The organism is Streptomyces sp. NPDC037083 (assembly GCF_055606485.1).
Map to the genome: position 1 here is coordinate 630742 of NZ_JBVJSQ010000002.1, position 13541 is coordinate 644282.

Consider the following 13541-nt stretch of genomic DNA (forward strand, 5'->3'; position numbering starts at 1 on the left):
ACGCGCAACGCTGTGAGGGAGTACCGCCCGTGCCCGGTGAGAACCTGTCCCGCGACGAGGCCCGGGAGCGGGCCGCCCTGCTGTCCGTCGACGGGTACGACGTGTCCCTCGACGTCCGCTCGGCGGTGGGCGGTCCGGCGGGGGAGGCCGGGGAGGAGCCGCGCACCTTCCGCTCGGTCACCACGGTCCGCTTCCGCTGCAGCGAGCCCGGAGCGTCGAGCTTCGCGGACCTGATCGCGCCGAGTGTGACGTCCGTCTCCCTCAACGGCCGCGACCTCGACCCCGGCGAGGTCTTCGACGGCGCCCGGATCCTGCTGGAGGACCTGGCCGCGGAGAACGAGCTGATCGTCGACGCCCGGTGCGCGTACTCCCGCACCGGCGAGGGCCTGCACCGCTTCGTCGATCCCGAGGACGGCGAGGTCTACCTCTACACGCAGTACGAGCCGGCCGACTCCCGCCGGGTGTTCGCCTGCTTCGAGCAGCCCGACCTCAAGGCCCCGTTCCGCTTCGAGGTGCGCGCGCCCGAGGAGTGGACGGTGTGGAGCAATGGCGCCGGCGAGCGCGCGGACGGGGTGTGGCGGTTCGCGGAGACGAAGCCCGTCTCGACGTACATCACCTGTGTGGTGGCCGGGCCCTACCACTACGTGACGGACACCTACCGGCGCGAACTGGGCGACGGCACGACACTGGAGATCCCCCTCGGCGCGATGTGCCGCAAGGGTCTGGCCCCCTACTTCGAGGCCGACGACATCTTCCTGATCACCCGCCAGGGCCTGGACTTCTTCCACGAGCGCTTCGACTACCCGTACCCCTTCGGGAAGTACGACCAGGCGTTCGTGCCCGAGTACAACCTCGGCGCGATGGAGAACCCGGGCCTGGTGACCTTCCGCGAGGAGTACATCTTCCGCGGCAAGGTGACCCGGGCCTCCTACGAGGCGCGGGCGAACACCATCCTGCACGAGATGGCGCACATGTGGTTCGGCGACCTGGTCACCATGGTGTGGTGGGACGACCTGTGGCTGAAGGAGTCCTTCGCGGAGTTCATGGGCGCGTTCGCGAACGTCGGCGCGACCCGCTTCTCCGACGCCTGGATCACCTTCGCCAACCGCCGCAAGGCCTGGGCCTACCGGGCCGACCAGCTGCCCTCCACCCACCCGATCACCGCCGACATCCGCGACCTGCAGGACGCCAAGCTCAACTTCGACGGCATCACCTACGCCAAGGGCGCCAGCGTGCTCAAGCAGCTGGTGGCGTACGTCGGCCAGGACGCGTTCCTGGAGGGCGCCCGCCGCTACTTCAAGCGGCACGCGTACGGCAACACGCGCCTCGGCGACCTGCTGTCGGTGCTCGGGGAGACCAGCGGCCGGGACATGGGCGGCTGGGCGCGGTCCTGGCTGCAGACGGCGGGCGTCAACTCGCTGACACCGCAGGTGCTGCTGGACGCGCAGGGCCGGATCGACGAGCTCGCGGTGCTCCAGGAGGCGCCCGAGACGCATCCCGAGCTGCGGCCGCACCGGGTGGCGATCGGTCTGTACCGCCGCGAGGACGGCCGTCTCGTGCGCTACGCGCGCGCCGAGGCGGACGTCGACGGTCCGCGCACGGTGGTCGCGGAGCTGGCCGGAGCGGAGGCGCCCGAGCTGGTGCTGGTCAACGACGACGACCTCACGTACTGCAAGATCCGTTTCGACGAGACCTCGCTGGCCACGCTGCGCGAGCAGCTGGGCGATCTGACCGACCCGCTGGCCCGCGCCCTGTGCTGGTCGGCGCTGTGGAACATGACCCGGGACGCGCTGCTGCCCGCGCCGGGCTTCGTGGACCTGGTGGCACGGTTCGCGTGCCGCGAGTCCCACGTCGGTGTCCTGCAGATGCTGCACGCGTGGGCGGAGTCGGCGCTGGTGCACTACGCCCCGCGGGACTGGCGGCCGACGGGCGAGGAGATGCTGGCGCAGGTCGCCCTGCGGGACCTGCGGGCCGCCGAGCCGGGCAGCGAGCACCAGCTGGCCTGGGCGCGGTTCTTCGCGTCGGTCGCGTCGTCCGGACCCGACCTGGACCTGCTGCAGGGCCTGCTGGACGGTACGGCGAAGATCGACGGCCTGACGGTGGACCAGGAGCTGCGCTGGGCGTTCCTGGAGCCGCTGGCGGCGCACGGCAGGGCGGACGAGTCGGCGCTGGCGGCGGAACTGGCCCGCGACGACACCGCGTCCGGCAAGCGCCACCAGGTCCGCTGCCTGGCCGCGCGTCCGTCGGCGGCGGTCAAGGCGCAGGCGTGGGCCCAGCTGGTGGAGTCGGACACGCTGTCCAACGCGCTGGTGGAGGCGACGATCGCGGGGTTCGCCCAGCCCTCGCAGCGGGAGTTGCTCGAGCCGTACGCGCGGAAGTACTTCGCGGCGATCGAGCGGATCTGGGCCGGGCGGTCCATCCAGATCGCGATGAACGTCGTCCAGGGCCTGTTCCCCTCGCTCCAGGACTCGCCGGAGACGCTGGCGGCGACGGACGCGTGGCTGGCGGCGCACGAGTCGGCGGCTCCGGCCTTGCGACGGCTGGTGCTGGAGGCGCGGGACGACCTGGCGCGGTCGCTGCGGGCCCAGGCGGGCGCCGCGGAGGCCGGAACCGGCTGATCGTTGGCCATGAATTCCGCGCACGGTCACCGTTACGGAATTCAGGCAATCCGACCCGTAACCCCTGGCGCCCCCCGGTGGGACCAGGGGTTTTCGGCGCCCCATCGGCATCCGAACACTCGTCCTTTAGTACGAGCTTGTCCGGATTTGTCGACGGGCGTGTAACAGCGGTTACGAGGCCGTCCCGGCGCGGAATCCCCGTTGCATGAACCACAACTCCCCGCTCCCCCAGGTTCCCTCGGCGTCCCCCCGCCCCGTCCGCCACCTGTCGGACGTCCAGCGCCGCGTCACCACGGCGACCCGGCTGCGCACGCAGGGCGTCGCCCCGGCCGAGGCAGACGAGCAGTGCCGCCCCGGCGGCCCCTGGCAGCAGATCCTCCCCGGCGTGTACCTGCTCCACCCGGGTCCGCCGACCAGCGAGGAGCGGCTGCACGCGGTGCTGATGTACGCGGGCCGCGACACCTCGACGCCGACCGGGGTGCCGGCCCAGCCGGGCTCGGGGGAACCGCACCGGCCGGTGTACAGGGAGGCGATGATCACGGGCCTCGCGGCGCTGAACCTGCACGGCGTGGCGTCCGCTCCCCCGCTGCCGTCCCTGGAGCACATCGACGTCCTGGTGCCGCGGCCGCGCCGGCTGCGCTCGACGGGCTGCGCACACGTCGTCCGCACGTCCGAGCTGCCGACGCCCGAGCAGGCGACCGGACTGCCGGTGGCGCCGGTGCCGCGTGCGCTGGCCGACGCGGTGGCCCAGCTGACGGACGCCGGGGTGGTGCGGCGGCTGCTGTCGGAGGCGGTGCGCGGCGGCCACTGCGAACCCGCCTCGGTCGTCAGGGAGCTGAACGAGGCCAGGCTGCTGAGCCGTCCGCACGTCGTGGACGCCGTGGACGCGCTGCTCGCCGAGGGCCGCGCGATCGCGGAGGCGCGGCTGTACACGATGGTGCGCGAGTACGGCCTGCCCGACCCGGTGTGGAACGTGGACCTGCGCCTGCCCGGCGGGCCCCACCTCGGCGGCCTGGACGCCTACTGGCCGGAGCAGGCGGTGGCGGTGGAGCTGGACACCCGGGCCCCGCGCCAGGACGAGGACGCGCTGTGGTCCGAGTACGCCCGCAAGCGGGAGCACTTGGAGCGGCTGGGCATCACGGTCGTGTACATCACGCCGAGGAAGCTGCGGGACTGGATGGAACAGCAGGCGGCGGTGGTCCGCACGGCGCTGATGGCGTCCGGCGACCGGGACCCGGCCGCGCATGTCGTGGTGCTGCCCCGGTAGTGACGGACCGAGGCGGTGTCAGGAGGGGAGAGGAGGAGCCGTCGGGTCAGCCCGGACGGCTCCTCTTCATGCGCCGGCCGCCCGCAGGGGGCAGCCCGTTCCGACGCGGGCGGTGAGTTCGGCGCGCAGGGCATCGAGTTCGGCCATGCGGGCGTCGACGATCCGGATCTTCTCCTCGAACAGCGCGGAGAGCGCGTCGGCCGAGTCGGGGGCCTCGCGCAGTTCCTCGCCGTGCCGTGCGATCTCGGCGAGGGAGAAGCCGAGGGTCTGCGCGGTGCGGACATAGGCCAGCCACTCCACCGTCTCCGGCCCGAAGTCCCGGTAGCCGTTGGCCAGTCGGCGGCCCTCGACGAGGCCGACCTTCTCGTAGAAGCGGATGGCGTCCCGCGACATGCCGGTGCGGGCGGCGAGCTCTCCGATGCGCATGCGTGCGACTCCGTCAAGTGTCGGTCCGGCGCTTGACCTTGGAGCGTAGTCCCATGTCTAGCGTCGTCCCATGACCGATCACCTCAGTCCCGACCGGCCCTCCTACCTCCGCGTCGTCCGCGCGAGCGCCTGGTACGACCTCGTCGTCACGGCCGGTTTCGCGACACCGTGGACGTACGCCGGGGTGCACCGCCTGCTGTCGTCGTGGAGCGACGCCTGGGGACTGGGCGACTTCCCGCCCCTCGACCCGGTGCAGACCCTGTTCGCCAACCTGATGGGAGCGGTGGTGGTCGTCTGGGCGGTGCTGCGCCTGGTCGGGACGCTGCCGGTGCACGGCCTGTACGACGGCGTCGCCCGCGCCCTGTTCTCCGCCTGGATGTCCTACGCGGCGACGCACGGCGCGCCGGGGGTGCTGTGGCCGTTCCTCGGCGTCGAGGCGGCCCTCGGGATGGCGCAGTTGGCGCCGTGGGCGTGCGCACGCCGGTTCCGGACGCGGTCCACGACCCCGTGACGGCCGCGGCCGTGGACCGGCGGGGCGGCCTCAGCGCTCCGGGACGAACACCCGTCCGTCCACCGGGCGTTCGCGCCACAGCCCGAGCGCGACGTCGATCAGGCGCACCCGGACGAGGTCCGGGACGGCCTCCAGGTCGTGCCAGGCGGCCAGGTCGGTGGAGCCGTTCACCTCGTTGCGCAGCTCGCCGCCGACGACGCGGGCCTCGTAGACGACGCGGACGCCGTGATGGTCCCGTGGACCCCGCAGGCCCTCCCGGCCGAAGGTGCGGCGGACGGAGTCGATACCGAGGAGGCCGGTCACCTCGACGCGGTAGCCGGTCTCCTCGTGCAGTTCCCGGACGACGGTGTCCAGGGGGTCCTCCCCGTGCTCCATCCCGCCGCCGGGGAGCACCCACTCGGGGGTGCCGTCGGGGACCGGAGAGCGGGCGAGCAGGATCCGGCCGTCACGGACGCAGACGGCGTAGGCCGCCACCCTCAACCTCTTGCGCATACCGGGACGTTAGCCGTTCCGGTCCGGGCGGACGGGAGATTTTCCGGACAGGTCAACCGGTCACGTACCCTTGAAGGGTTAGACCGAAGGAGAGTCCCCATGCCCGGCGCCCCCGCTCCCCGCCCTCCCGCCCCCCAGCACTCCGACCCCCGGCCCCTCGACCCCCGGCCCCTCACCGGCGAACCCCTCGCGCTCGACCTGCTCAACACGCGCTGGACCCGGGAAGGCGCCGTGCACGATCTGCTGCGGGACGCGGACGGACTGGCGGTGTGGCTCGCGGCGAACGGACTGGACGGGCGGTTCGCCGCCGACGCGGCGACCCTGCGGCACGTCCTCGACGCCCGCGACGCGATCGGGGCGGCCGTGGACGGCCGGCGCACGAAGGACCTCGACTCGGTGCTCGAACATGGGCGCATCCGGCCCACCCTCACCGCCGAAGGACCCGGCGAGCGGGCCGAGTTCGCGGACCGGACCTGGGGTCCGGCCTGGCTGGCCGGCCGCAACTACCTGGAACTGCTCTCCACCGCGCCCGACCGGATCCGCGGCTGCGCCCACGAGGCGTGCGTGCTGCACTTCTTCGACACCTCGCGCAACGGCGCCCGCCGCTGGTGCTCCATGGCGACCTGCGGCAACCGCGCCAAGGCCTCCCGGCACCACGCCCGCTCGAAGGAGAGCTGACGCAGGCGCCCCGGGCGAGGTGACCGGCAGCCGTGGACGACCGGGGGCAGGCCATGGCCGGCGACGGTCGGACCACCGACCGACCACGGACGGACCACGGGCTGACCGCGGACGAACCATGGACAGATCATGGACAGTCCGCGCACAGGCGGCTCGTAGAGGGTTTTCCCCATACATCCATATCGATTCGGTCAACTCTCCCCAAACAGCAGTCCCTTAGGTAAAGCTTTGCGGTCATCCGGGACCGCGTTCCGGACGACCGTGATCAGGCAGGAACGGTCCGATCACGTGCCGCTCGTTCCTTTACCTACAAGGGATGCCGATGACCCTCACCCCCCAGCGTGAACCGATATCGGGCACCAGACGCGTGGCCCGCATAGCCGTGGCCGCGGGCCTGGTGGCCGCGCTGTCCGCGGCCGGGCCGATACCCCTGGCCTTCTCCGCCGACGCCGGACAGACCCCGGCCGCGGCCGACCCGGGCGCGAAGTCCGCTCCCCGCAAGCTCGGTTCCGACGACGCCGCGCTCCTCGCCGACGCCAAGGCCTCCGGCGACAAGAACGTCACGCTGATGGTCGCGACCGCCCCCGGCCAGACCGAGCAGGTCGCCGCGGAGCTGGACGCGGTCAAGGGCGGCTCCGTGGGGCAGTCCTACGACAAGCTCGGCTACGTCCGCGCCACCGTCCCGACGGCCAAGGCCGACTCGGCGATCGCCGCCGCGGCCAAGCTGTCCTCGGTGCACGCCATCGACCTGCGGCAGGACATCGTCCTCGACGACCCGACGCCGGGCGCGGACGCCGCGAAGGGCGCCCGGTCCGCCGCGAAGGCGAAGACCTACCCGGCGCCGAACAAGAACACCCCCGCCGAGAACCCGTACAACCCGTCCTTCGAGACGGGCGCCGTCGACTTCGTGAAGAAGAACCCGAAGGCGGACGGCCGCGGCGTCACCATCGGCATCCTCGACTCCGGCGTGGACCTGGCGCACCCCGCGCTGCAGAAGACCACCACCGGCGAGCGCAAGATCGTCGACTGGGTGACCGCCACCGACCCGATCCTCGACGGCGACGCCTCCTGGCGCCTGATGACGACCTCCGTGTCCGGCCCCAGCTTCACCTTCGGCGGCCGCACCTGGACGGCGAAGGCCGGCTCGTACCAGATCAACCTCTTCCGGGAGTCCGCCACCGCGGGCGGTGACGCCAAGGGCGACGTCAACCGCGACGGCGACACCACCGACGTGTGGGGCGTCCTGTACGACGCGGCGGCCGGCACGGTCACCGTCGACGTGAACGCCAACGGCGACTTCACCGACGACACCGCGATGAAGCCGTACAAGGACGGCTACCAGATCGGCTACTTCGGCACCGACAACCCGTCGACCGACGTCGCCGAGCGCCAGCCCTTCGTCGTGCAGATCCGCAAGGACGTGCCGATGGACCCGTTCGGCGGCGACTGGGTCGGCAAGAAGGCCGACTTCGCCAACATCGGTCTCATCGCCAGCGAGCACGGCACGCACGTCGCCGGCATCACCGCCGCGAACGGACTGTTCGGCGGAAAGATGAACGGCGCCGCGCCCGGCGCGAAGCTCGTCTCCGCCCGCGCCTGCGTCTTCGGCCCGGGCTGCACCAACGTCGCCCTCACCGAGGGCATGATCGACCTGGTCGTCAACCGCGGCGTCGACATCGTCAACATGTCGATCGGCGGTCTGCCGGGCCTGAACGACGGCAACAACGCGCGCGCCGAGCTGTACACGCGCCTCATCGACACCTACGGCGTCCAGCTCGTGATCTCCGCGGGCAACGAGGGCCCCGGCGCGAACACCATCGGCGACCCCGGTCTGGCCGACAAGGTGATCTCGGTCGGCGCGGCCATCTCCAAGGAGACCTGGGCGGCCAACTACGGCTCGCAGGTGACGAAGAAGTACGCGCTGCTGCCCTTCTCCTCGCGCGGCCCGCGTGAGGACGGCGGCTTCACGCCGACCCTCGTCGCCCCGGGCGCCGCGATCAACACCACGCAGACCTGGCTGCCGGGCTCCCCGGTCGCCGAGTCGGGCTACACCCTGCCGGCCGGCTACTCGATGCTCCAGGGCACCTCGATGGCCTCCCCGCAGGCCGCGGGCGCCTCGGCGCTGCTGATCTCCGCCGCCAAGCAGCAGAAGGTCGCGCTGACCCCGGCGATCCTGCGCACGGCGCTGTCCTCGACCGCCGACCACATCAAGGGTCTGCAGGCCTACGAGGAGGGCGCGGGCGCCATCGACATCGTGGACGCCTGGAAGTCGATCAGGAAGGGCGCCACCGCCCACGACTACACCGTCAAGGCCCCGGTCGACACCGCGCTCGACCAGGCGCTGAAGACGCCGGGCTTCGGCACCGGCGTCTACGACCGTGAGAGCGGCCTGAAGGCCGGTCAGAAGAAGACGTACGACGTCACCATCACCCGTACCTCCGGCGCCGACAAGGCGATCCGCCACGAGCTCCACCTGGCGAACAACGCGGCCGGCGCCTTCCGGATCCTCGGCAAGGGCGACGTGAAGCTCCCGCTGAACAAGCCGGTGACGGTCCAGATCCAGGCCAGGCCGAAGGCCGCGGGCATCGCCAGCGCCATCCTCGAGGTCGACGACCCGAAGACCGAGGGCGTCGACAAGCAGATCCTCAACACGGTCGTCGTCTCGACGCCGGTGAGCCACCGGTTCACCGTGTCGAACACCGTGCAGCGCAACAGCTTCCAGTCCTACTTCCTGACCGTGCCCGAGGGCGCCAAGGCGTTCGAGGTCGCGATCGGCGGGCTGAAGGACAAGAGCCAGACCCGCTTCATCTCGATCCACCCGTACGGCGTCGCGGTCGAGGACAGCTCCACGATCTACTGCTACAACGACTACCTCGCCGGCAACGGCTGCCGGCCCGACGCCCGTTCGTACCAGAACCCGCAGGCCGGGGTCTGGGAGATCGAGGTCGAGTCGCGCCGCACCTCGCCGCTGCTCGACAACCCGTACAAGCTGGAGGCCACCGTCTACGGCGCGGCCTTCTCCCCGGAGAACGTGACCCTGCCCGAGGCGAAGGTCGGCGTCCCGGCCCCCGTCTCGTGGAAGGTCACGAACAACTTCGCCGCCATCGACGGCAAGCTGGCCGGCGGCCCGCTCGGCTCGTCCAAGAAGGACCGCCCGACCATCGCGAACGGCGCGACCCAGACCACCACGGTCGAGGTCCCGGCCGGCGCCAAGTCGCTCGACGTCTCCATCGGCAACGTCTCCGACGCCTCCGCCGACCTGGACCTGACGGTCTACGACGCGGCCGGCAACCAGGTCGCGCAGCAGGCCGACGGCGACTCGGAGGAGGCGGTCTCCATCCCGTCGCCCGCCGCCGGCACGTACACCATCGCGGTCGCGGGCTACTCGGTCCCGGCCGGCACGACGGCGTACGACTACGTGGACGCGTTCCTGTCGTCCGCGCTCGGCACCGTCACCGTCGACGAGTCGTCGCCGGTGAAGCTGGCCACGGGCGCCTCGGCCGCGGTCTCCGCGACCGTCACCGCCTCGGCCACCGCGCCGGCGGGCCGGGTCCTCTTCGGCCAGGTCCAGCTGGTGAACGCGCGGGGCACCGTCGCGGGCTCCGGCAACGTGACGATCGAGAAGGTCAATCCGTAACACCTCGGGCACGAAAGGGGCGGGCGCCCACAAGGGGCGCCCGCCCTTCGCCGTCCCCGGGCCCGTCTTCGCCATCCCGGGCCACCCCACCGCGGGCCCCAGGCCACCCCACCGCCGGCCCCGGGCTTCCCGTCCACAGGCGGGCCCTCACCGTCCCCGGCACGCGGCACCGCCGTTCCCAGGCCCGCCTCCTACCGTCGGCATCCGGCCTTCGCGGTCCCCGGGCCACGAGGCCCCGCCGCTCCCGGGCCCCCCTTGGCCGTCCCAGGCCCGCCCTTCGCCATCCCCGGGCCACCCCGTCGCCACCCCGGGCCGCCCGGCCCCGCCGTTCCCGGGCCGCTCTTCGCGCCAGGTCCGCGCCGCCCCCCGGCCCGCCGCCCCCGGCCCGCCGGCCCTCGCCGTTCCCAGGCCGCCCGCCCCCGCCCTTCCCGGCCCGCCCGGCCCCGCCGTCGCGGACCGCGCAGGACCTGTTCGGGGTTACCCGCAGGAGGCCGCGGTCGTCTCCGTCTCGGGCAGGGCCCGTGCGAGCGCCTCCCGCTCGGGGGCGATGTCGGGTTCGCCGACCGCCCAGACGTCGGGGACGGCGGACCCCCTCCCGAGGCCGACCAGGACGTGGTCGCCCGTGTCCAGCAGCGGATCCATGTCCTGCTCCATCTCGAAGGCGACCTCGGGCGCGCTCTTCGCCGGCCGGTACACATGCGTGACGCGCAGGCTGACACGCTCGCGGGTCGTGCCCGGCAGCCGGCGGACGTCCGTCACGTCGCCCTCGACGACGAGCCGGGCGCAGGCGAGGTACCCCGGGTCCCCGAGGAGAGCGCCGGCGTCCTCGGACGCCTTGGCTCCCGCCTCGTCGCGCCCGGCGTCGCCCGCGGCGCTCTTGCTCGACGAGTCGTCGGAGGCCCCCTGCCCCACCTGGACGACCGTCCAGCCGGCCCCGAAGACCATCGCGCCCGCGGCGGCCACGCCCACGGCCCGCAGGGCGAGGGGACGAAGACGGCGGGGCGCGCGCGGTCGCCGCACCGGCGCGCGGGACGCCTGCGCCGCGGGCTCGCGCCCCGGCTCCGCCAGGGCGTCCGCGAGGACGCCGAGCTGCTCGCGCAGCAGCGTCACGTCGGCCGTCGCCGAGCGGTGCTCCGCCATGAAGGCGTCGTCCGCACGGGCCTCGTCCGTGAGCGGCTCGTCGGTGATCGCGGCCATCAGCGCGTCCAGCCCGGCGCGGCCGTCGTGTTCCGCGGTCACGTCACACCACCTCGTCCTCGTGCAGGCGGGCGCGCAGGGCCCGGACCGCCGTGTGCAGGCGGCTCTTGACCGTGCCCTCCGGAACGCCCAGCTCCTGGGCGATCGAGCGCACCGGCAGATCGGCGTAGAAGCGCAGGACGAGGACCTGACGCTGGGCGTCGGGCAGATCGTCCAGGCCCCGGGCGACGGCCAGGGAGAGCACGCTCGTGTCCTCGCCCGAGGGGTGCTCGTGCTGGCGCAGCGAGGCCAGCCGCTCCCCGAGCCGCTCCTGACGGCGCCTGGCCCGGTGCCAGTCCATGGCGAGGTTGGAGGCCACGACCGCCGCCCACGCGGAGACGTCGCGCGGCGCCTCGTACCCCTTCGCCGCCCGCTCCAGCAGCCGCAGGCGGACCTGCTGTACCCCGTCCAGCAGGTCCGCCTGCGGCACCCCGCCCAGCGCGAGCACCGCCCGCACCCGGCGTTCCTGCGCCGCGTCCAGCGGGTCGTCGCCGTGCCCGGCCCCGTCCCCCTGGCCGCGACGGGTGATTCTGCGCAGCACAGACACCCCTCCCTCGCCGCGTTTCACCTACGACGCCGCAGCGCGCGGAAACGTTCGGTCCCCGCGCGACGAATTCCGGACGACCGTGCAGAGGCGTACGTCACACCGGCGGGCACGGCAGCACAGCTTGCGGCACGATGCCGCCGTCGGGGGAATTCCTCCAGCTCAGCGGGGTGTGGAAGCAATTTCCGCAACCGTTGATCACGGCCGGGCGTCCCACTCCTCGGGCATGGGGGCCAAAGAATTGGACAGGCGGCCCGGTGTCGGCCGCATGATGGAAAAGCCACGGCCAGGCAATGCGTACGCAACGAGACAAAGGGAGTCGCCGTGAGGGTCGGAATCGTCGGAGCCACCGGTCAGGTCGGCACGGTCATGCGCGGGATCCTCAAGGAACGCGACTTCCCCGTCACGGAGCTGCGCCTGTTCGCCTCGGCCCGCTCGGCGGGGACCGTCCTGGACGGCGTGACGGTGGAGGACGCGGCGACGGCCGACTACACCGGCCTCGACATCGTCCTGTTCTCCGCGGGCGGCACGACCTCGAAGGCGCTCGCCGAGAAGGTGGCCTCGCAGGGCGCGGTCGTGATCGACAACTCCTCGGCCTGGCGCAAGGACCCGGAGGTGCCCCTGGTGGTCTCCGAGGTGAACCCGCACGCCATCGTGGACCGCCCCAAGGGCATCATCGCCAACCCGAACTGCACGACGATGGCCGCGATGCCGGTCCTGAAGCCGCTGCACGAGGAGGCAGGTCTGGAGGCGCTGGTCGTCGCCACGTACCAGGCGGTGTCCGGCTCGGGCGTCGCGGGCGTGGCCGAGCTGCACGGCCAGGCGCAGAAGGTCGTGGCGGACGCGGATCGGCTCACCCATGACGGCGGGGCCGTGGACTTCCCGGAGCCGCAGGTCTACAAGCGCCCGATCGCCTTCAACGTGGTCCCGCTCGCGGGTTCGATCGTCGAGGACGGTCTGCACGAGACCGACGAGGAGCAGAAGCTCCGCAACGAGTCCCGCAAGATCCTGGAGATCCCCGAGCTGAAGGTCTCCGGCACCTGTGTGCGCGTCCCTGTCTTCTCCGGCCACTCCCTCCAGGTCAACGCGCGTTTCGCGCGTCCGCTGTCGGTGGAGCGCGCGACCGAGCTGCTGGGCGGGGCCGCGGGCGTGGCCCTCACCGACATCCCGACCCCGCTCCAGGCCGCCGGCCAGGACGCGTCCTACGTGGGCCGCATCCGCCGGGACGAGACCGTCGAGCACGGCCTCGCGCTGTTCGTCTCCAACGACAACCTGCGCAAGGGCGCGGCGCTGAACGCGGTGCAGATCGCGGAGCTGGTGGCGGCGGAGCTGAAGGGCTGACGCCAGGATCCTCCGAAGGGGGCGGGCGCCGTGCGGCGCCTCGCCCCCTTCGCCGTTTCCGCGCGGACCGATTCCGCGCGGACCGATTCCGCCGCCGTCTCCGTCGCCGTCTCCGCGAAGACCGTTTCCGCGAACCGAGCTCGCCGACGGCGGCCGCCGCACCCGTCGTCAGCGGGGACGTACCTCGTACAGGAAGCAGCCGTACTCGACGGCCCGTACGTGGACGAGGGCGACCTCCGGGTCCGCGAACGCCTCGGTGAAGGCGGCCTCGAACCCGTCCCGGTCCTCGACGAGCCGGCCGCCCAGGATGCGGCCGTCGGCGGAGTAGCGGCGGACGGTGCGGTGGGCGTCGGCGAACGGCAGAGCGGCCCCGTCCGGGCCCGGGCACGCGCGCGCGTGGATGAAGACGGGGCCCTGCTCGTCGTAGGGGCCGGGATCGACGCCTCTCTCGGCCGCCCAGCGGCGCAGTGGGGCGTAGGAGACGAGGGCGATCAGCTCGCCGGGCTCACTGCGGCGCAGGCAGCAGCGCAGCGGGTCACCGCCCTCCGCGGCGGTCTCGGCAACGGTCGGGCGGCCCGCGTCGTCGGTGCGGCGAAGCTCGCCGAGGACGTCCGGCGGGATGGGCCGTGCGGCATGGGTCACCGGCGGGGTCTGTGTCGAGGTCGTCATACGACGAGCCTCTCGCTCGTGCCCCGCCCCCACCGGCGGATTCCGGACGTCGCACTCCGTCAGAAACGTCGACTCGGAAGCCGCGACGACCGCCGCAACGGCCCCCCTACCCGGCCCGCCAC

At 72.8% G+C, this 13541-nt stretch carries 11 protein-coding genes; 6 read left to right on the plus strand and 5 right to left on the minus strand.

The window, feature by feature from the left end; genetic code table 11:
- Window positions 1-29 precede the first annotated feature (29 nt).
- Both pepN and ACZ7DE_RS07520 read left to right on the plus strand, forming a co-directional pair.
- Window positions 30-2618 (plus strand): aminopeptidase N, encoded by a 2589-nt coding sequence (pepN, locus tag ACZ7DE_RS07515; protein WP_470758769.1) that lies wholly within the window; start codon window positions 30-32, stop codon window positions 2616-2618.
- Window positions 2619-2823: 205 nt separating this feature from the next.
- On the plus strand, window positions 2824-3885 hold the full coding sequence (locus ACZ7DE_RS07520; protein ID WP_470758770.1) for a hypothetical protein: 1062 nt from the start codon (window positions 2824-2826) through the stop codon (window positions 3883-3885).
- Window positions 3886-3951: 66 nt separating this feature from the next.
- Here ACZ7DE_RS07520 and ACZ7DE_RS07525 read toward each other — a convergent pair whose 3' ends face one another.
- Window positions 3952-4311 carry a MerR family transcriptional regulator gene (locus tag ACZ7DE_RS07525; protein WP_470758771.1) on the minus strand — a complete coding sequence of 120 codons (360 nt, stop codon included), beginning with the start codon at window positions 4309-4311 and terminating at the stop codon, window positions 3952-3954.
- A gap of 70 nt (window positions 4312-4381) precedes the next feature.
- On the opposite strand from ACZ7DE_RS07525, the gene ACZ7DE_RS07530 reads away from it, so the two are divergent.
- Window positions 4382-4822, plus strand: a complete 441-nt coding sequence (locus tag ACZ7DE_RS07530; protein WP_470758772.1) for a hypothetical protein — start codon at window positions 4382-4384, stop codon at window positions 4820-4822.
- Window positions 4823-4852: 30 nt separating this feature from the next.
- On the opposite strand, the gene ACZ7DE_RS07535 is transcribed toward ACZ7DE_RS07530, so the two are convergent.
- Window positions 4853-5314 (minus strand): NUDIX hydrolase, encoded by a 462-nt coding sequence (locus ACZ7DE_RS07535; RefSeq protein ID WP_470758773.1) that lies wholly within the window; start codon window positions 5312-5314, stop codon window positions 4853-4855.
- A gap of 99 nt (window positions 5315-5413) precedes the next feature.
- Between ACZ7DE_RS07535 and ACZ7DE_RS07540 the strand changes: the two genes are divergently transcribed.
- Together ACZ7DE_RS07540 and ACZ7DE_RS07545 are read left to right on the plus strand one after the other, a co-directional pair.
- Entirely contained in the window at window positions 5414-5992 is a 579-nt protein-coding gene (locus ACZ7DE_RS07540; RefSeq protein ID WP_470758774.1) for a CGNR zinc finger domain-containing protein, read from the plus strand.
- A 322-nt stretch (window positions 5993-6314) separates the two neighbouring features.
- Window positions 6315-9629 carry a S8 family serine peptidase gene (locus ACZ7DE_RS07545; protein ID WP_470758775.1) on the plus strand — a complete coding sequence of 1105 codons (3315 nt, stop codon included), beginning with the start codon at window positions 6315-6317 and terminating at the stop codon, window positions 9627-9629.
- A 477-nt stretch (window positions 9630-10106) separates the two neighbouring features.
- On the opposite strand, the gene ACZ7DE_RS07550 is transcribed toward ACZ7DE_RS07545, so the two are convergent.
- Together ACZ7DE_RS07550 and ACZ7DE_RS07555 are read right to left on the minus strand one after the other, a co-directional pair.
- Window positions 10107-10868: a hypothetical protein gene (locus tag ACZ7DE_RS07550; protein WP_470758776.1), complete on the minus strand. Its 762-nt coding sequence runs from the start codon at window positions 10866-10868 to the stop codon at window positions 10107-10109.
- A gap of 1 nt (window position 10869) precedes the next feature.
- A complete protein-coding gene (locus tag ACZ7DE_RS07555; RefSeq protein ID WP_470758777.1) occupies window positions 10870-11412 on the minus strand; it encodes an RNA polymerase sigma factor in 543 nt (180 codons plus the stop codon).
- A gap of 321 nt (window positions 11413-11733) precedes the next feature.
- Here ACZ7DE_RS07555 and ACZ7DE_RS07560 point away from each other — a divergent pair, with 321 nt between their 5' ends.
- Window positions 11734-12750, plus strand: coding sequence for an aspartate-semialdehyde dehydrogenase (locus ACZ7DE_RS07560; protein WP_470758778.1), 1017 nt, complete (start codon window positions 11734-11736; stop codon window positions 12748-12750).
- A gap of 168 nt (window positions 12751-12918) precedes the next feature.
- Here the strand turns inward: ACZ7DE_RS07560 and ACZ7DE_RS07565 are convergent, their stop codons facing one another.
- On the minus strand, window positions 12919-13419 hold the full coding sequence (locus tag ACZ7DE_RS07565; RefSeq protein ID WP_470758779.1) for a DUF1203 domain-containing protein: 501 nt from the start codon (window positions 13417-13419) through the stop codon (window positions 12919-12921).
- Window positions 13420-13541: the final 122 nt, after the last annotated feature.

Excerpts from the sequence above, each read along its gene's own strand:
- ACZ7DE_RS07520 (WP_470758770.1), top strand. The coding sequence starts at position 2,824 with ATGAACCACAACTCCCCGCTCCCCCAGGTTCCCTCGGCGTCCCCCCGC.
- ACZ7DE_RS07525 (WP_470758771.1), bottom strand. The coding sequence starts at position 4,311 with ATGCGCATCGGAGAGCTCGCCGCCCGCACCGGCATGTCGCGGGACGCC.
- ACZ7DE_RS07530 (WP_470758772.1), top strand. The coding sequence starts at position 4,382 with ATGACCGATCACCTCAGTCCCGACCGGCCCTCCTACCTCCGCGTCGTC.
- ACZ7DE_RS07535 (WP_470758773.1), bottom strand. The coding sequence starts at position 5,314 with ATGCGCAAGAGGTTGAGGGTGGCGGCCTACGCCGTCTGCGTCCGTGAC.
- ACZ7DE_RS07540 (WP_470758774.1), top strand. The coding sequence starts at position 5,414 with ATGCCCGGCGCCCCCGCTCCCCGCCCTCCCGCCCCCCAGCACTCCGAC.
- ACZ7DE_RS07545 (WP_470758775.1), top strand. The coding sequence starts at position 6,315 with ATGACCCTCACCCCCCAGCGTGAACCGATATCGGGCACCAGACGCGTG.
- ACZ7DE_RS07565 (WP_470758779.1), bottom strand. The coding sequence starts at position 13,419 with ATGACGACCTCGACACAGACCCCGCCGGTGACCCATGCCGCACGGCCC.